The organism is Youngiibacter fragilis 232.1, assembly GCF_000495435.3.
Classification (GTDB): domain Bacteria; phylum Bacillota; class Clostridia; order Clostridiales; family Clostridiaceae; genus Youngiibacter; species Youngiibacter fragilis.
Map to the genome: position 1 here is coordinate 1 of NZ_AXUN02000042.1, position 17,316 is coordinate 17,316.

The window sequence follows — 17,316 nt, forward strand, 5'->3', positions numbered from 1 at the left end:
TAGGAATATGATTGCAAAATCAACTATAAGCTTCATGTATAGGGTAGCATAATTTTCTTAAACTGAATAATTTTTGACAGGGAATATTTCCTGTCTATTTGTGATGCTTATTTTGGTTACCAGTTTCAAATTTACTGATGTGTATGGTCAATTAACATCAAAAAGAAGCTACCACTGTTTGTGATAGCTTCTTGAGTGAGATTAACTTAATGCCATTGGGCATACGCCGGGGCATTAGATTTCTTACGCCTCTTCCTCGAACTGGTCCTTGCCTACTCCGCAAAGCGGGCAAACCCAATCTGCAGGTAGATCGTCGAAGCTTGTTCCTGGGGCAACTCCGTTCTCTTCGTCACCTACTGCAGGATCATATACATATCCGCAAACTGTACAAACATAGCTCTTCATTCCATATCCCTCCCTTTTATAAGTAGCATGTTGATATTGATTGAAGAATCAACAACTCATCTAGATTATAGATTACCTAAAGATGTATTTTCAATAGCTTGGATACTGTTTAACACTTTATTCTTATTTGAATTTAACCTATACTGGACAACGTGGGGTGATTTCATGATCGATACTTTATTCGGAAAACGCGGGGATGAAAAGAGGACCTTCTACAAAGGACTCCTTACCATTGCCATACCGGTGGTTATTCAGAACCTTCTCAGTTCTTCACTGAACATGGTGGACAACCTGATGATTGGAAGGCTTGGAGAAAACTCCATAGCTGCTGTCGGACTTGCCAACCAGGTTTTTTTCATATACAGTCTCATAATCTTCGGACTTTCAAGCGGGGCTTCGATATTCTATGCTCAGCACCATGGAAGCAAGGATTACGCAAGCCTTCGGAGATTCCTTGGAATGGCTGGCTCCATTTCATTGACTGCGGCAATGGTATTCACTGCCGCTGCAGTAATATTTCCAGGGGCTCTTCTCAGGATATTTACGACAGAGCCGGATGTCATTGCTGACGGTACTGCATACCTCAGGATAGTCGGGCTCAGCTATGCTCTCAACAGTCTGTCATTCTCACTTGTGTTTGCACTCAGGGCGACGAACCAGGCTATGGTGCCGATGGCGGCAAGCTCGGTAGCTCTGGGTACGAATACAACGCTTAATTATATACTTATCAATGGTTACATGGGATTTCCGGCACTCGGAGTAAGGGGAGCAGCAATTGCGACTGTAATTGCAAGGGTGATTGAATTCATCATACTGATGAGAGCGGTATATGGAAGTGACAATGTACTGAAGGCAAAGCTTTCAGAGCTGTTCTCGTTCACCAAGGCAGACATTTCGAAGTTCTTCAGGGTTGCATCTCCTGTTATCATCAATGAATCAATGTGGGCGGCAGGAATTGTAATGTATAATTTCTCCTACTCAAGGATCGGGGTGGATGCATTCGCATCAGTCCAGATAACGAACGTAGTGAGTCAGCTGTTCTACGTGTTCGCCTTTGGCGTATGCAATGCATCATCAATAATGATCGGAAACAAGATAGGGGAGGAAAGGTACGACCTCGTAAAGGATTATTCGAGACGGATAATGAGGCTGACCCTTTTCCTTGGACTTTCAACATCGGGGCTCATGCTTCTTTTGAAGGGACCCATACTTTCGCTCTACAGTGTAGCACCTGACACGCTAGCCAATACTGGCATACTGCTTACGGTTGTTGCGGCAGTGATTCCAATAAGGATATACAATGTGCTGTTTGTAGTGGGCTTCTTCAGGGGAGGAGGGGACACCAGGTTTGCGATGGGAGCAGAGCTTATAAGCCTTTGGATCGTAGGCGTTCCTGCTGTTGCTGCAGCTGCTCTGATCTTCAGGGTGCCGGTTACAGCAGCCTATTCACTGTCTATAGCCGAGGACCTGGTGAAGTTTGCGCTTTGTTACCCAAGATACCGGTCCGGAAACTGGTTCAGGAGGGTAATATGACGATAAGGACGGCTGCAGGGGGATGCAATCGCAACAAAATGCCAAGATAAGGAAGGACCGGCTCACAATGATCAATCATGAGCCGGTCCTTCTTATATCCATTCTTCCTGCTTGCCTTCCAAGACAGCCTGCAAATACATCCAGCATATACAGGCAGGATTCTGCTGTTCTGCCATCCTTGTCAAGCTTCGGGTTATATTCAACGAAGTCGATGCTCCTTACGAGCCCTGTATCCATTATGGCTTCTACAAGCTGAGCGCTCTCTTCAAGATTGAGTCCGTTTCTCACAGGTGTTCCTGTGCCTGGGACCAGGCTTTTGTCAAGGGAGTCGATATCATATGAGATATGTATGTCCGATATCCTGCTTTCCTTGAGCCTCCTGAGGAGGTCTTCGACAACTGCCTGCATGCCGCTTGAATGTATGTCTCCGATCCTGTACACGGTCATCCTGCTGTCACTGATGAGCTTCTCCTCACCCTTGTCAAGGCTCCTTGCTCCGACCACGTAGACATTTCTGTCAAGCACCTTCTTTTCTTTTCCATGCACTGACAAAAGCACTGTTGGTCCTACGCCCATTGCGGCTGCGAGAGGCATCCCATGGACGTTTCCGGATGGGGAAGTCTGGTCTGTGTTGATGTCGGTATGAGCGTCTATCCATATGACAGCGTGCCTGTTTCCTATGGCACCTGAGACACCGGCAAGGGATCCAAGGGCAAGTGAGTGGTCACCTCCGATTACGAGGGGAAGCCTCCCGCTTTTCAGCGAGTCCTCAACCTCGGAGGCAAGGTTCTCGGCTGCAGTCAATATCTCATCAAGATACTTCATCTTGCTGCTTCTAACATATTTTCTTTCAGGTGTGGCAAAAGGAACATCTATATTTCCCTTGTCCCTGACGCTGCTTCCTTTGCGTTCAAGCAGGTCCTTGAGTCCGAGCTCGCGAAGCTTGTCCGGCCCTTTCTCGACTCCTTCCCTGTCGCACCCGTAGAACATGGGTACGCCGATAAGGTCTATGTCCATTCAATTATCACCTCCACGATTAGTCAATTTATTATATGACAACATACCCTGGTTTTCCATATGTTGGAGGCCTTTTATAAAAATTTTGTGCATAAATGCATAAAGATGCTAAAATAGTAATATATATATATAGCTCTAAACCGGAAAGGCTCACAATTGCAATAAACAGAAAGGTCCCCATGCATTTTCCATGCATGGAGACCTTGTTTCACTGTGTCTGAACCATCTTTACCTTGTGATTGTATTGAGGAATACCGGTTCGGTCTCCCTTATTTCGAGGTTATAGGTGAAGTTTCCGAGGGCCTTGAGCAGCTCCCTGTTGAATGTTTCCCTTAGAGCCGGGAAAATTTCTGATGTAAGTCCGGCAGCTTCAAAATTCTCCCTGTGGACATCCTTTGAACCTGACCATACAAGAGTGTCGGCTGTTACTGATTCAATCTGGTTTACCTTGTCGCAAGGCATTCCGTCAAGTACTACAGAATCAAGTGCCGCATAGGCATCTTCAAGTCCGGTTATCGTGTTTTTTGCCTTGATCTGGTATCCGAGGGTATAGGCGCAATCCCTGTAGACTTCCTTTATTACGCTGAGATACTTGGGATTGGCATCAAGTGCACCCTTGATCATGTATGCTATCCTTTTTTCACTGCTTATTACTGCATTTTCAAGCCAGGCGTGTCCTTTCATGTGGTCGCTGCCCTGAGAGAAAGCGTCGTCGGCTGTGGTTCTTCCGAATTTATCCAGTGCTTCACCAATGAGTGTTGTTCCAAGGCCGTCCTTCTTCATGTCGAGAGCTTCGGCTATCATTTTCTCCAGGTTTTCCTGTATCCTGATTCTTCCGAGCTGAACGGTCTGTACCGGTGTGAAATTATTCTCCATGTGAACCTCCGTTTTTGAGTTGTACATTGTAATTATAACCGATTTGTTAACACTGTCAACAAAGTAAGAAGTGTAACATATGTTACCTACTTCGTGTATCCGTTTCTGTTATCATTCTTTTGTAAAACAATCCTTAGGAGGGGAATTTATGAGCATGTTTTGTTATCAGTGTCAGGAGACAGCAAAGGGTACGGGCTGCGATGTTCGCGGAGTCTGCGGAAAGAACGAGGTTGTAGCTAATCTGCAGGACCTTCTGATTTATGCTGCAAAGGGAATTTCTGAAGTGGTAGTGAAGGGCGGAGTTGACATAGACGGAATCGGTGAAGTTAATCACCAGATGCTGAACAGTCTTTTCATGACGATCACAAACGCCAATTTTGATGAGGATGCAATAGAGAATCAGATAAGGAGGATGATCGGGCTGAGAAATGACCTCAGGGCATCAGTATCTTCAGAGGGCCTTCATGACGCAGCTACATTCGAAGCTGATACAAGAGAGGCGATGCTTGAGAAGGCGGCAAAGGTCGGCGTACTTTCTACTGAGAATGAAGATGTAAGGTCGCTGCGTGAAATGATAATATACGGACTGAAGGGTATGGCGGCTTATACTGAGCATGCTTACAACATCGGGAAACAGAATGCGGAGATCTATTCATTCACATATGAGGCTCTTGCTGCAACACTTGACGACTCGCTTGATGCGGATGCCCTTGTTGCTCTGACTCTAAGGACCGGCGAACACGGAGTGAAGGCAATGGCTCTGCTCGATGAAGCGAATACCTCAAAATACGGACATCCTGAGATCACATCCGTAAACATAGGTGTCAGGAACAATCCTGCAATCCTGATATCAGGCCATGACCTGACTGACCTGGAGCAGCTGCTCGAGCAGACAAAGGGCACCGGCGTGGATGTATACACTCACAGTGAAATGCTTCCAGCCCACTACTATCCTGCATTCAAGAAATATGACAATTTCGTCGGAAACTATGGAAACGCATGGTGGAAGCAGGTTACAGAATTTGACTCGTTCAATGGAGCGATACTGTTCACAACGAACTGCATTGTCCCTCCGAAGAGTGAAGAGATCAGAGGAAGGATATTCACGACAGGATCTGCTGGATATCCGGGCTGCAACCACATCACAGCCGGAGCGGATGGCAAGAAGGATTTCTCGGCTGTCATTAGCCTTGCCAAGACACTCCCATCACCAAAGGAAATTGAGACAGGAAGTATAGTCGGAGGATTCGCGCACAACCAGGTAGTAGCTCTTGCTGACAAGGTTGTAGATGCGGTAAAGTCAGGTGCGATAAAGAAATTCTTCGTAATGGCAGGCTGCGATGGCAGAATGAAGTCGAGGGACTACTATTCAGAATTTGCCAAGAGCCTTCCTGAGGATACAGTCATCCTCACAGCAGGCTGCGCCAAGTACAGGTACAACAAGCTTCCTCTGGGGGATATCGGCGGAATACCAAGAGTGCTTGATGCAGGACAGTGCAACGATTCTTACTCACTTGCCATGATAGCGCTGACACTTAAGGACGTATTTGGTCTTGATGATATCAACAAGCTTCCTATAGCTTACAACATAGCTTGGTACGAGCAGAAGGCTGTAATAGTTCTGCTTGCGCTTCTCTATCTTGGAGTCAAGAACATTCATCTCGGACCTACACTTCCGGGATTCCTCTCTCCAAATGTGGCCAAGGTTCTTGTTGAGAAATTCGGCATAGCAGGAGTAGGAACCGTGGAAGACGATATTAAGCTGTTCATGCTCAACTAATTCCCATATAAGGCTGTCCTGGAGGTGGAGATACCGACGGGGCAGCTTTTCCATTGTCATGAATTGTAAGTGCATGGGACCTGTGGGAAATTACCCATCCGTCCGGACCTGGTTTGGTTCAGGGGTCTTCTGAAGGTGGACATAATTTTGACTGGTGCACTGATATAAGTTAGTGCAATATTACGAGGAATGAGTTATAATTTTCCAATGTGAAATACTGGAAATGAGAGGAAAGCAGATGAGACTTCGAAAGAAATGGTGGGCAAGGCCTGAAATGGAACAGGACAGTAAGGCTATATTTGATCCTGTTAGCCTGAAGGGCAGATGGCATGAAGAATTCGGGAACGATAATCCGATACATTTGGAGCTTGGATGCGGCAAGGGAAGGTTCATATCAGAGCTCGCATCAATGGACAGGAACAAGAATTATGTAGCAATAGACCTCAAGGATGAAGTGCTTGTATTTGCACTGAGGAAGATCAATGAGCTGGGATTGGACAATGTAAGGATAATTCCCATGCTGATAGAGAACATAGAGACTGTATTCGGCGAGGATGAAGTGGAAAGGATATACATCAACTTCTGCAATCCCTGGCCTAAGGCATCACATAACAAGAGAAGGCTGACCCATCCAAGGTTCCTGACCAAGTACAGGGGCTTCCTCATGCAGGGGGGAGAGGTCTGGTTCAAGACTGATGATGATGAGCTTTTCGAGCACAGCCTCGATTATTTCAGGGAAGAAGGATTCGAGGAGCGATACAGGTCGCTTGACCTTGCCGACAGCGGCTTTGAGGGAAATATAAAGACAGAGTACGAAGAGAAGTTCACTGCTTTCGGAGTGAACATCAAATTCGGCATATTCAGGAAGTGAAGCTATGACAATAAATGAGATACATACCGTCTTGCTGAAAGAAGTCAGAAGACATTATGACAAGACAGAGATAATACATCTTGATATCCCATTAGGGGAAGTTGAATTCAAATTCAATCTTGACCATGAAGACAGGATGAGGATACTTGAATTCATGTCTGAAAATCCGGAAATATTCAGTGAAGCAAACGATGATACCGCAAAGGATATCCTGGAGATGGACAATATCTGCATTAGATTTGACGAAGAGGGGACATATTTCGGAAGAAGTTCCTATGACTACACCGCCTGCAGCGCTGCTGCCTTCTTCATACTTGATGGCTACCTGAACAGCTTCCCTGACAGGATAGAGCAGATGATGGAAAATTACAGGGAAGGGTACAGCCTGAATTAAATTCCTGAACTGAAAAAACGCCGGTGACGGCGTTTTTTCATATTGTGATCAGTTTCCCGTCGCTCTTAAGCAGTTCAGTGAGGGGCGGACCCCAGGAGATGACTTCAATTCCAAGAGCTTCGAGCTCGGCTATGACACCCAGCTCCCTTGCGCAGGCTATGCAGGCTGAGAACCTTACCCCGGCATCCTGTGCGGCCCGTATCTCTTCCTGGATAACCAGGTTTTCAGCAGCCAGCCTTGCGGTATCACCCCATACGATTACAGTGACATTCTCCCACCAGTTGCGGAGCATGCTGTTTTTGGCATACATCATGACCATGAGACGTGATGTGTTAAGATCTGCATTTGTCCATAGAATGTGCAATGAATTCTTATCAACCATAGAAAGCTCCTTTATCTTCAATGCTCTGGCAAATGATCTGATTCACTTATGAAGCCAAATACCGGCACGTTTGGCATCTGTGCCTGAACATGGCCGGTATTTGCACTTTGTCCTTCGATTTAAGAATGTTCTGTAACACTGGTCTAGAATACTTTGGCAGCTTCCACCAGGATCTTGTCGTAATCCACCTCGCCGCCAACTTCAGGGACGAATTCCATGTATGTGATCCTGTCATCTTTGTCAACAACGAACGCTGCCCTTGCAAGGAGTGCCAGCTCTTCGATGTAGGTTCCGGTCTTTTCACCGAATATCCTGTACTTGTGGTCAGAAAGCATGTTGATGTTATCACCTGCATTGACCTTTACGAACCTTTCGATTGCGAAAGGCAAGTCCATCGATACTCCAAATACCCTGTAGCCCTTGAAGTCCTCAAGCCTGTCGTTGAAGGTGAGAAGTTCAAGTGAACATGGTGCGGTATCGACCGAAGGGAAGGTAAGAATTACTTTTGCACCTTTGATATCTTCATTTGTAACGTCGGCAAGCTTGGTGTCAGTAAGAGTGAAATCAGGGAAGGAGTCCCCGACTTTCAGGGTGTCCCCGTAGAGGGTAACTTCGTTTCCGCCAAATGTGATCTTCATTAAATTCACCTCTCCTGTATTTATGTTGATTGCATATCCTTCAGGTTATCAAACCCTCCGGTCAAGTTCACCAGGAACTTCTTTTCCATGAATTCAGGGTGCAGGGATTGCTTTGACTTCCTCAGACCAGGAATCCCAAGGTCCTGCTCCCTGTTGGTGTATCGTATGCCTTCTCCATAGCTGTCGAGAACCGTCTTTATGATGAAGGTATATAGACCGTTTATGGACTGGTCTGCCTTCTCTATGTGGTTGAGGATGCAGTCGCTGTTCAGTATCTCCATGATCGTGAATCCATGACAATGACCGTCAATGAATACTGATAATCCAACTATGTCAAAATGCTCCATATTGTCCAGTAACTCAATTATACCATTCAATTCCTCAAGGAGACTTTCGCTCTGTGAACTTTCTGAAAACCATTTCCTGGCAAATTCCTTTGCTTCTTCCCTTGAGTCCTCGAGAGGCTTTGTCTCAAACTCATAGTTCTTGATGAAGTTGTTGTAGTGGTTCTTCTTGCTGTGGAGCTTCTTTCCTGAAAATGTCCTTAGCTTCTCAACGAGATAAACATACTCGTTGTTGTCAATATCTTCAGTGGCTTCAAATTCAAGACCAAGGGAAAGCATGAGCTCAACATCTTCAGCACGCGCATCCCTTATCCTAAGCGGCATTCCATTTTCCAAAAGGTGTGATATCAGCTTCGAGTAGGACCTCGATGCGTTTCCTGAGTCCTTTACCACAGGTGGAAGGAAAGTCGGATCCTTTCTGCCCTTGACTATGTATAGGGCATCCGCATCAGCATGAAACCGAATATTCTGCATCCTTCTCCAGAGGTAAAGGTTCGTGAAACTGTATGTTGAGGCTATGTACCTGAACGGCTTGAGATATCCGTTAAAGACAGCCCTGCTTGCGAGGTCAAGGTCATTAAGTTCCAATTTATCACTCCTAAGGTCCTGATTATTAATTGTATTCAATTTAATTATATCATATTGTCCTCGGTTTGCAAGCTAAGCCTATTCCTCGCTGCAGGGGCTGTTCCGGTGCACTATGCAGAGTTCTTTCTTGAATATCCCCCTGAACCTTTCTGCCACACGCATGGCTTCGAAAATTTCGAGGGTGAGGTCGAATTCGGAATAGGGGATGATCCTCACAGTACTGTCATCGATTTCCACAGACAGGTCATATACTAGGCCGGAAAGGCTTCTGTCAAGGCACTCGGCGATCGATATGCAGACACCCAGCTTCTCGACAGAGCTTATATCCAGCCTGTTTAGTATCTGCCCGTAGTTTATATTGGATATCTCATAGCTGAAATTTCTGTGGTAGCCAGCTGCGAAGGCGCTCAGGAGAACGTCCTTGTGGCTCATACCGTTGATTTCAGAATTGATTATTATGTAGAAGCTGTGCTTCTCGTGATCATAATATCTTATTGACATTCCCACATCGTGAAGCATGCAGGAGGTCTTGAGGATAGCGTCATACTCCCTGCCAAGCTTATGAAGGGGCTTTAGTCCGGCGAATATCTTCTCAGTAAGGTAGTAGACGGCTTCGGCATGGGATTGGTCAACATCATGCTTAGTCATTATGTTCTGGATTGACCTGTCCAGCATGTCCGAATAGATCAGGTGCTTGGTCCTAACATAGTCATACACGACACCTTCCCTTATTCCCTTGCCGCTTATCCTGACATTCTGGATACCCGTGGACTTCAGGATTGAGGTCATTATCGCCAATGCGCCCAGGATTATGTCTGCACGGTCTTTAGACAGGCCCTCGATCATCTGCCTCTGCTTAAGGTTCTTGGCCATACAGGTGACATAAAGGCTTATCACATCCGAATCATACAGGGTATAGTTATGAAGTATCGACAGTGGGTACCTCTTCTTCTTCATGTCCACCTTTGCTATGGTCCTTGCGGAACCACCGACAGCTATGATGTCGTTGAAGAAGTTGGAGCCGATCCATGGCACTTTGGATATGACTTCAGCAAGATGATCCTCAAGGTCTATATGGTTCCTTGGGGAAACCACGTCATTTAAGGCATACTTCCTTGTAAGGTTGAGTGTTCCGACAGGAATCGAGGTTGATTCCTTCAACTCCCCGTTCTTGATCCAGAGAAGCTCCGTGCTCGCTCCGCCAATATCCACAACGAGCGAGTTTTTGACATTCATGGAATTCACGATACCTTCATAATCAAGGTAGGCCTCTTCGATTCCAAGAAGTATCCTGACATCTATGCCAACCTCTGCACTGATCCTTGTTACGACTTCATCGCTGTTTCCAGCGCGCCTTAAGGTATCAGAAGCTACTGCGATAGTCTCTGTGACCTCCATGGCATCCATAAGGACCTGGAAACGCATCAGGACTGACAGGATCTCCATGATCTTAGGCTCTGAGACTATTCCAAGGATATCGATGTCTTCAGCCATCCTGACCGTCTCCCTCAGCTCGTCCAGGAGATTGACTACCCCTTCATCGGTGATCTCCCAGATGACAAGCCTCATGGTATTCGCACCAAGGTCTATCACACCTAATCTTTCAATTTTATTCTTTTCTGCAACATGTTCCATTTTGACAGCTCCCCCGCGGTGCCAGCAGGCATCTGTGATGCCGGATGGCATACAGTGTTCATCTGCACCCTATAGGACTATCATAGTCTGAGATGGGCTGGAATTCAATACCGCGTGTCCTTTGCGTTGTCCTTTGCGTTGTTTTGAGACTGCATGCTATGGACTAATCTGGACTGTTATAGTAGAATGTTAAGGATAAAAACAAGAAAGTAACCACGGTAAACGTGGCTATGGAATCTCATAGGAGGTAGCAATTTGGATTACAAGGTTATCATATCTTCCAAGATAGAAGAAGAACTGGGTTTAGAAAAGGGCATCGTAATGGGGCTTCTGGAGGTGCCGCCAAGGTCAGAGATGGGAGACTATGCTTTTCCATGCTTCCAGCTGGCTAAGACTCTTAGGAAGGCTCCAAATGCAATAGCGGCAGAGCTTTCCGCGAAGCTGATCATCCAGGAGGTTGAGAAGGTCGAAGCTCTTGGACCATACGTCAACTTTTTCCTGAAAAAGGGTACTTACGTTGAAGATATCGTAAGGCAGATCATCTCTGAGAAAGCCTCTTATGGCTCACAGGGAACAGGTGAAGGGAAAAGGGTAATTGTAGAATTTTCATCACCAAACATAGCCAAGCCATTCCATGTGGGACATCTGTTCTCGACTGTTGTGGGGAGCTCACTTGACAGGATATTCGCATTTGAAGGCTATGACTCTGTAAGCGTAAATCATCTGGGTGACTGGGGTACCCAGTTTGGAAAGCTGATAGCAGCGTATGGCTGGTGGGTAGACAAGGAAGCCCTCATTAAAGACCCTATTGAGGAGCTGAACAGGATATATGTTAAGTTCCATGTGGAAGCTGACAAGGACCCTTCGCTTGACGATGTTGCGAGACAGCACTTCAAGAACCTTGAAGATGGAAAGGAATATGAGACTGCGCTCTGGAAGGAATTCAGGGAGCTATCCCTTAAGGAGTTCAGGAAGATCTATGACCAGCTTGGTATAGAATTCAAATCCTATGCAGGGGAAAGCTTCTACTCTGACAAGATGGACAGGGTAGTGGACATATTAAGTGAGAAGGGACTTCTCTCGCAGTCATCTGGTGCCCAGGTGGTGCTTCTCGATGAATACAACATGCCGCCTACCATAATCAAGAAGGCTGATGGAGCTACGATATATGCGACAAGGGACCTTGCAGCAGCTTTATACAGGAAGGAAACCTATGATTTCCACAAGAACATCTATGTGGTTGGTATTCCTCAGAGCCTGCACTTCAAGCAGGTATTCAAGACACTTGAGCTCGCGGGATTCGAATGGGCCAGGGATTGCGTTCATGTGGGATTTGGCCTTGTCAAGTTCCCTGGAAAACAGATGTCGACTCGTAAGGGTGACATAATACTTCTCGAAGACCTCCTGAGGGAGGCTACAGAAAAGGCCCTTGAGGTGATCGATGAAAAGAATCCGGGTCTTCCTGACAAGGAGGATGTGGCAAGGAAAGTAGGAATAGGAGCCATAATCTTCACATACCTCAAGAACTCCAGGGAGAAGGACATAATCTTCGACTGGGAGGAGATGCTGTCCTTTGACGGGGAGACAGGACCTTACGTACAGTATACATATGCCAGGGCAAGGAGCATCATAAGGAAGAACGGAACAAGCAAAAGCCTTGAAGGTAAGTATGTGAGCACGAAGGAGGAATTCGAGCTTGCCAAGACACTTGCATCATTCAAGGATGCCGTATCTATGGCAATTGACAAGTACGAGCCTTCTGTAATATCCAGATATGTTATCCAGGTAGCCAAGGACTTCAACAAGTTCTACAACAACTGCCCTATATCTACAGAATCTGATGAAGTCAAGAACTCGAGGCTCGCATTGGTTGAAGCGACAACTATCGTAATAAGGACTGCCATGGGTCTTCTCGGCATAGATACAGTGGAGAGGATGTAATGGACAGGACGATTAAGCCAGGGAGGTACAGGCACTTCAAAGGCAACTGGTATGTAGTCGAGGGAACAGCGACCCATACAGAGACAGAGGAGCTGCTTGTTATCTACTCGCCCGAGGACAAGGAAAAAAGGCTTTTCGCAAGGCCGTTGACCATGTTCATTGAAGCTGTTCCTGATGGGAAGGAAAATCCCACAGGACAGGCAAGAAGATTCATGCATGAGGATGAAGTCTGAAAGATCCCTGGTCAGTTGAAACCTGACCAGGGATCTTTCTCATCTGTCTATGAACTTCATGGTATCATCATCCTTGAAGGATGAGCAGCGTGTGCTGCACGATCCGCAGCTTCCGCAATCGCCCGAAGAGGATCTTCCAAGGCTCCTTATGACAAAATATGCAGCTGCAGCGAAGATTGCCATTGCTATTGCTATTTCCATGGTCTCTCCTTATATCGCAGAAGCGAGGAGCTTCACTGCGAATGATACGATCCATGCCACAGCGAAGGTATTGGCGGCTGCAAACATTGCGAATTTTCCTCCGAACTCCTTCTTCATCGTGGCCAGCGCTGAGATGCAGGGAGTGTAGAGCAGCACGAATACAAGGAAGCTGAGAGCTGTGGCAGCAGTGAAGGCTGAAGGCAGAACTTGAGAAAGGCTGCCTCCGTATATGACTCCCATTGTGGATACGACCACTTCCTTGGCCATTATCCCTGTTATGAGTGCAACCGAGGCCTGCCAGTTTCCAAATCCAAGCGGAGCGAATATCGGGGATATGGCTCCTCCGATAGATGCAAGGAAGCTTGTTCCCATGTCTGTCTGACCGCTTAAGTTGAAGTTCGACAGGAACCAGATTATAACTGACATTCCGAATATTACAGTTGCAGCTTTCTTCAGGAAATGCTCACCCTTGTCCCATGTGTTTTTGACTACATGTTTGAATGAAGGAAGCTTGTATTCAGGAAGCTCTATTATGAAGGGCTCCTCATCCTTCCTGAAGATCGTCTTCTTGAAGAGAAGTCCGAGTGCGAACGATACGAGAACTCCAATGAAATAGAGGGAGAACACTACAACGTCCTGGTTTCCTGAGAAGAACACTGATGTGAAAAGTACGAATACGGGGAGCTTGGCGTTGCATGACATGAACGGTGTCAGCAGTGCAGTCAGCTTCCTGTCCTTCTCTGACTCGAGGGACCGGGTTGCCATCACTGCAGGAACTGTACAGCCGAATCCGATTATCATCGGTATGAATGCCTTGCCCGAAAGCCCTATCTTCCTCATGAACCTGTCCATCATAAGGGCCGCCCTCGCCATGTATCCGCTGTCTTCAAGCAGGGTAATGCCGAAGAACAGTGTAAGGATTACCGGCAGGAACACTACGATGGATCCGACACCACCGATTATTCCATCTACTATGAGGCTTCTGAACCAGTCAGATGATCCGGCAAGCAGACTGCTAACAATATCCATCAGCGGAACAAGGAGATATTCCTCAAACATTCCTGCAAGCGGGTCGCCTACCCATGAGAACGTAAGCTTGAATATCAGGAACATCATTCCGAAGAACAGCGGGTATGCCAAAAACGGGTTGAGCACCACGTTGTCTATCGCCCTTGTCAATGTTATGACACCTTCGGTCCTCCTCGATGCCTTCATTATTATGGACCCGATTTCGCCATATGCTTCCTTCTCGCTGTCGAAGGACCTGAGATTGTTGGTCCTCCTGTAGCTGCCGCTCCTGATTATCTCCGCAAGCTCATCGATGCCCTTTCCTCTGGCTGCGACTATGGGTACTGTAGTGATTCCTGTTTCAGCCTCGAGAGCATCGGCATCAATGACGATTCCCTTCTTGTCAGCTATGTCGATCATGTTAAGTGCCATGACTATTGGAATCTTGTACTTGTTGATCTGTGATGTCAGGTACAGGTTCCTCTCCAGATTTGAGGCATCGACGATATTTACTATGACATTCGGGATACCCTGCTCAAGGAAGTCCTTCGACACCTTCTCCTCGTTAGAAAAAGTATCCAGAGCATAGATTCCGGGAAGGTCAATTATCTCCATTCCATCTGAATAGCCTGATTTCTTTTCAACTGTTACGCCGGGCCAGTTACCAACATACTGGCTGGAGCCCGTCAAAAGATTGAAGAGGGTCGTCTTCCCAACATTGGGATTGCCGATAAGAGCTACCTTTATCATATGGTCTCCCTCACAAAAATGTTTTTTGCATCAGCTTTTCTGAGCGCTATGTGGAATCCTCTCAGAGAAAGTACAAGAGGGTCACCTAACGGCGCTTTCCTCACCACTTCTATTTCACAGCCTTCTGTACATCCAAGGGCAAGGAGTCTCTTTGCAAGCTTCTCGTTGCCTCCTATCCCTTCTATCATTGCTTTTTTGCCGGGTTTAATATCTGTCAGACACATCTCTACACCTCAATGAAAATGATTATCAATTACATTTACATTATAATGCCGTGCGCATGTCCAGTCAATAGGACATGGAAATTGTTATTTTGTTAACGTTGTAGAATATGCAACAGCATTATATTACAATGGAAAGTGGATAGTTGTATCAAGGAACCGATGACCTAAGGCTGCTTCCTGTGGTCGGGATTATTGGTTGTTAAGCTGTTGCTGTAGAGGGGGACCTGGAACAATGAGTGTTAAGGGACTTATATTCGATCTGGATGGCGTCCTTGTCGATACTGCCAAATATCATTTCATGGCATGGAAAAGACTGGCAAAGGAACACGGGGTCGATTTGAACGATGGATATGCCGAGCCGCTGAAGGGGATTTCAAGGAAGGATGCCCTTGAAATATTGCTGGACCTCACCGGAATAAGCATGAGCGGGGTTGAGAAGCTGAGGGCTTTGGACAAGAAAAACTCCTGGTATCTAGAATACATAATGGATATCGACGAGAGCGCGGTATTTGAAGGAGTACTGGAATTCCTTGATCTTGTGAAGAGCCTGGGATACAAGACCGCCATAGGCTCGACAAGCGACAATTCAAGCCTGATACTTGAATGTACTGGGCTGACAAGGTTTTTTGACGTGATAATAGACGGATACAAGGTGACAAAACCCAAACCTGATCCTGAAGTATATCTCGTAGGTGCAAAGGAGCTTCAACTTGATCCTTCAGAGTGTGTCGTGTTCGAGGATGCAGTTGCCGGGGTGAATTCTGCAAAGACAGCCAGGATGAAGGTCATAGGTGTATCGAGGACAGGCAGTCTGGAAGGAGCCGACAAGGTGATAACGACATTTTCAGGGCTCGATGAAAAGATACTTGATTTTTGAAACAGGAGGGAAGCTTATGGGAGATACTGCCGCATTTTTTGATATAGACGGTACCATTTACAGGGAAGGCTTCATGGCGGACCTTTTCAAGAAATTCATAAAAAGTGAGATAATCGAAGAGGAAAAGTGGTATATGGAGGTCAAGCCTGAATTCGTCAAGTGGGACAGAAGAATCGGAACGTATGACACATATCTTGGAAAGATGGCCGAGATCTACACCCATGCGATAAAGGGCCATCACAAGGCCTACATTGAACATATAGTCAGGAAGGTAGTAGCTGAGAAGGGTGCCAGGGCATATGTCTACACCAGGGAAAGGATCAAGTGGCACAGGGAGAAGGGCCATAAGCTGATCACGATTTCCGGAAGCCCTGTGGAACTTGTGAAGGATATGGCGGAGCTTTACGGTTTCGATGACTACATGGGATCGAACTATGAGATCGACGAGAATGACCTTTATACAGGTGAAGTCATTCCCATGTGGGACTCCAGGTCCAAGAAGGTTGCAGTGATGCATATGGCAGAGCTATATGGACTGGACCTGTCAAAATGCTGGGCATACGGAGACACTGCAGGGGATTTCTCGATGCTTGAGCTGGCAGGAAATCCGATATTGGTAAATCCGACAAGGGAGCTCATACACCTGGTATCCGGTTGTGAAGAGGTAAGGAAAAAAGCGAAGATAGTAGTGGAAAGGAAGGATGTCATCTATGGCATCGACTTTGACGAACTAAAACTCTTATAGTGGAAGAAGCGTGATAAATTGTTGAGGAAAGAGCAGACCATTCCGATGGAGAAGGGCAAAAGTGATATGATCCTCATGGTGGATGGACAGGACATCATGGATAGGAGCATCTACTTCGATCTGGAGCATTACCTGTACAAGAAACCAATATGCATTGGCGTATTCGGAGCTGCAGTCTACGACAGCTGGAGCGGCACGATACACACCACCCAATACATGATCGAGAACAAGCGTGATGCTGAAGAGATACTTTATCTTGCGGAAGACTACTTCCTGAGGATGAAGGAACAGGGAAGAGACAATATAGTCACATTTTCAGGGAACAATGACTTTACCGTGATCAACCACCTCTTCAACAAGCATTCGATCGACCTGACCTTTGACGAGCATTTCAGGAAGGTTGACATACAGAAGGAATACGAGAGAAGGTTCAAGAAGAACATTGGGCTGAAGAACCTTGAAAGGCTATTCGCCATTGCCAGGGAAGGCGAGGTCATGTCGGGTGCGACGCTTGCTAAGACTTTCTCCAGGATAATGAAGGACAGGGACTACATCCACAGGATGCCTCCTGACAAGGTGGAAAGGATCCTCATATACAACGAGCAGGACGTCGTCAACCTTGCAAGGATCATGAACCAATGGCAGGAAGTGTCATTGAGCGATGTTGAGAACCTGGAGGGAATACTCCTTGAGGAGAAGGCTGAGAAGCTGGAAAGGATAAGGCTTGAGGAAGAGTACAGGCAAAGCCTCATTGAGTACTCTGAAATTGAAGACGGGTCACTGTCGACCGAGCATATCGTGCCCTTTGGGGGCTGAAGCAAAACCTGCGCGAAACCGCAGGTTTTGCTTTTTGGTTGTGCGCCCGGCATGGGCG

General features: G+C 46.5%; 19 protein-coding genes. 9 read left to right on the top strand and 10 right to left on the bottom strand.

The genetic code is table 11. The annotated features are described in order from the left end of the window. Positions 1-243: 243 nt before the first annotated feature. Positions 244-405, bottom strand: a complete 162-nt coding sequence (gene rd, locus T472_RS19190) for a rubredoxin (RefSeq protein ID WP_023388537.1) — start codon at positions 403-405, stop codon at positions 244-246. 165 nt (positions 406-570) lie between these two features. On the opposite strand from rd, the gene T472_RS02740 reads away from it, so the two are divergent. Next, complete coding sequence (locus tag T472_RS02740; RefSeq protein WP_023388536.1) at positions 571-1,938, top strand: MATE family efflux transporter; 1,368 nt, start codon at positions 571-573, stop codon at positions 1,936-1,938. A gap of 75 nt (positions 1,939-2,013) precedes the next feature. On the opposite strand, the gene rocF is transcribed toward T472_RS02740, so the two are convergent. Together rocF and T472_RS02750 are read right to left on the bottom strand one after the other, a co-directional pair. Next, positions 2,014-2,955, bottom strand: a complete 942-nt coding sequence (rocF, locus tag T472_RS02745) for an arginase (protein ID WP_023388535.1) — start codon at positions 2,953-2,955, stop codon at positions 2,014-2,016. A 228-nt stretch (positions 2,956-3,183) separates the two neighbouring features. Further along, positions 3,184-3,831: a hypothetical protein gene (locus T472_RS02750; RefSeq protein WP_023388534.1), complete on the bottom strand. Its 648-nt coding sequence runs from the start codon at positions 3,829-3,831 to the stop codon at positions 3,184-3,186. 148 nt (positions 3,832-3,979) lie between these two features. On the opposite strand from T472_RS02750, the gene hcp reads away from it, so the two are divergent. The 3 genes from hcp (at position 3,980) to T472_RS02765 (ending at position 6,876) form a co-directional block, all read left to right on the top strand. Continuing rightward, positions 3,980-5,611, top strand: a complete 1,632-nt coding sequence (hcp, locus tag T472_RS02755) for a hydroxylamine reductase (protein ID WP_023388533.1) — start codon at positions 3,980-3,982, stop codon at positions 5,609-5,611. Between the two features lie 238 nt (positions 5,612-5,849). Further along, entirely contained in the window at positions 5,850-6,482 is a 633-nt protein-coding gene (gene trmB, locus T472_RS02760; RefSeq protein WP_023388532.1) for a tRNA (guanosine(46)-N7)-methyltransferase TrmB, read from the top strand. A 4-nt stretch (positions 6,483-6,486) separates the two neighbouring features. Continuing rightward, entirely contained in the window at positions 6,487-6,876 is a 390-nt protein-coding gene (locus T472_RS02765; RefSeq protein ID WP_023388531.1) for a hypothetical protein, read from the top strand. A gap of 37 nt (positions 6,877-6,913) precedes the next feature. Here the strand turns inward: T472_RS02765 and T472_RS02770 are convergent, their stop codons facing one another. The 4 genes from T472_RS02770 to T472_RS02785 all read right to left on the bottom strand — a co-directional run bounded on the left by T472_RS02770 (position 6,914) and on the right by T472_RS02785 (position 10,463). Next, a complete protein-coding gene (locus tag T472_RS02770; RefSeq protein ID WP_023388530.1) occupies positions 6,914-7,258 on the bottom strand; it encodes a DsrE family protein in 345 nt (114 codons plus the stop codon). 143 nt (positions 7,259-7,401) lie between these two features. Beyond that, on the bottom strand, positions 7,402-7,896 hold the full coding sequence (gene tpx / locus T472_RS02775) for a thiol peroxidase (RefSeq protein WP_023388529.1): 495 nt from the start codon (positions 7,894-7,896) through the stop codon (positions 7,402-7,404). A gap of 20 nt (positions 7,897-7,916) precedes the next feature. Beyond that, positions 7,917-8,828, bottom strand: a complete 912-nt coding sequence (locus tag T472_RS02780) for a DUF2156 domain-containing protein (RefSeq protein ID WP_023388528.1) — start codon at positions 8,826-8,828, stop codon at positions 7,917-7,919. A gap of 78 nt (positions 8,829-8,906) precedes the next feature. After that, positions 8,907-10,463 (bottom strand): Ppx/GppA phosphatase family protein, encoded by a 1,557-nt coding sequence (locus T472_RS02785; RefSeq protein WP_023388527.1) that lies wholly within the window; start codon positions 10,461-10,463, stop codon positions 8,907-8,909. A gap of 255 nt (positions 10,464-10,718) precedes the next feature. Between T472_RS02785 and argS the strand changes: the two genes are divergently transcribed. Then, positions 10,719-12,404, top strand: coding sequence for an arginine--tRNA ligase (gene argS / locus T472_RS02790; protein WP_023388526.1), 1,686 nt, complete (start codon positions 10,719-10,721; stop codon positions 12,402-12,404). Further along, positions 12,404-12,637: a DUF1653 domain-containing protein gene (locus T472_RS02795; protein WP_023388525.1), complete on the top strand. Its 234-nt coding sequence runs from the start codon at positions 12,404-12,406 to the stop codon at positions 12,635-12,637. Before argS ends, T472_RS02795 begins: the two co-directional genes overlap by 1 nt. A 39-nt stretch (positions 12,638-12,676) precedes the next feature. Here the strand turns inward: T472_RS02795 and T472_RS19195 are convergent, their stop codons facing one another. The 3 genes from T472_RS19195 to T472_RS02805 are packed head-to-tail and all read right to left on the bottom strand — an operon-like array spanning position 12,677 to position 14,820. Continuing rightward, positions 12,677-12,838 carry a FeoB-associated Cys-rich membrane protein gene (locus tag T472_RS19195; protein ID WP_023388524.1) on the bottom strand — a complete coding sequence of 54 codons (162 nt, stop codon included), beginning with the start codon at positions 12,836-12,838 and terminating at the stop codon, positions 12,677-12,679. Positions 12,839-12,847: 9 nt separating this feature from the next. Continuing rightward, entirely contained in the window at positions 12,848-14,596 is a 1,749-nt protein-coding gene (feoB, locus tag T472_RS02800) for a ferrous iron transport protein B (protein WP_023388523.1), read from the bottom strand. After that, on the bottom strand, positions 14,593-14,820 hold the full coding sequence (locus tag T472_RS02805) for a FeoA family protein (protein ID WP_023388522.1): 228 nt from the start codon (positions 14,818-14,820) through the stop codon (positions 14,593-14,595). Before T472_RS02805 ends, feoB begins: the two co-directional genes overlap by 4 nt. A 232-nt stretch (positions 14,821-15,052) precedes the next feature. Between T472_RS02805 and pgmB the strand changes: the two genes are divergently transcribed. From pgmB to T472_RS02820, 3 genes are read left to right on the top strand one after another with little or no spacing between them, the layout of a single operon-like run. Continuing rightward, positions 15,053-15,697, top strand: coding sequence for a beta-phosphoglucomutase (gene pgmB / locus T472_RS02810; RefSeq protein WP_023388521.1), 645 nt, complete (start codon positions 15,053-15,055; stop codon positions 15,695-15,697). Between the two features lie 16 nt (positions 15,698-15,713). Further along, on the top strand, positions 15,714-16,442 hold the full coding sequence (locus T472_RS02815; protein ID WP_023388520.1) for an HAD-IB family hydrolase: 729 nt from the start codon (positions 15,714-15,716) through the stop codon (positions 16,440-16,442). Between the two features lie 21 nt (positions 16,443-16,463). Continuing rightward, positions 16,464-17,258 (top strand): ribonuclease H-like domain-containing protein, encoded by a 795-nt coding sequence (locus T472_RS02820; protein ID WP_023388519.1) that lies wholly within the window; start codon positions 16,464-16,466, stop codon positions 17,256-17,258. Positions 17,259-17,316 lie beyond the last annotated feature (58 nt).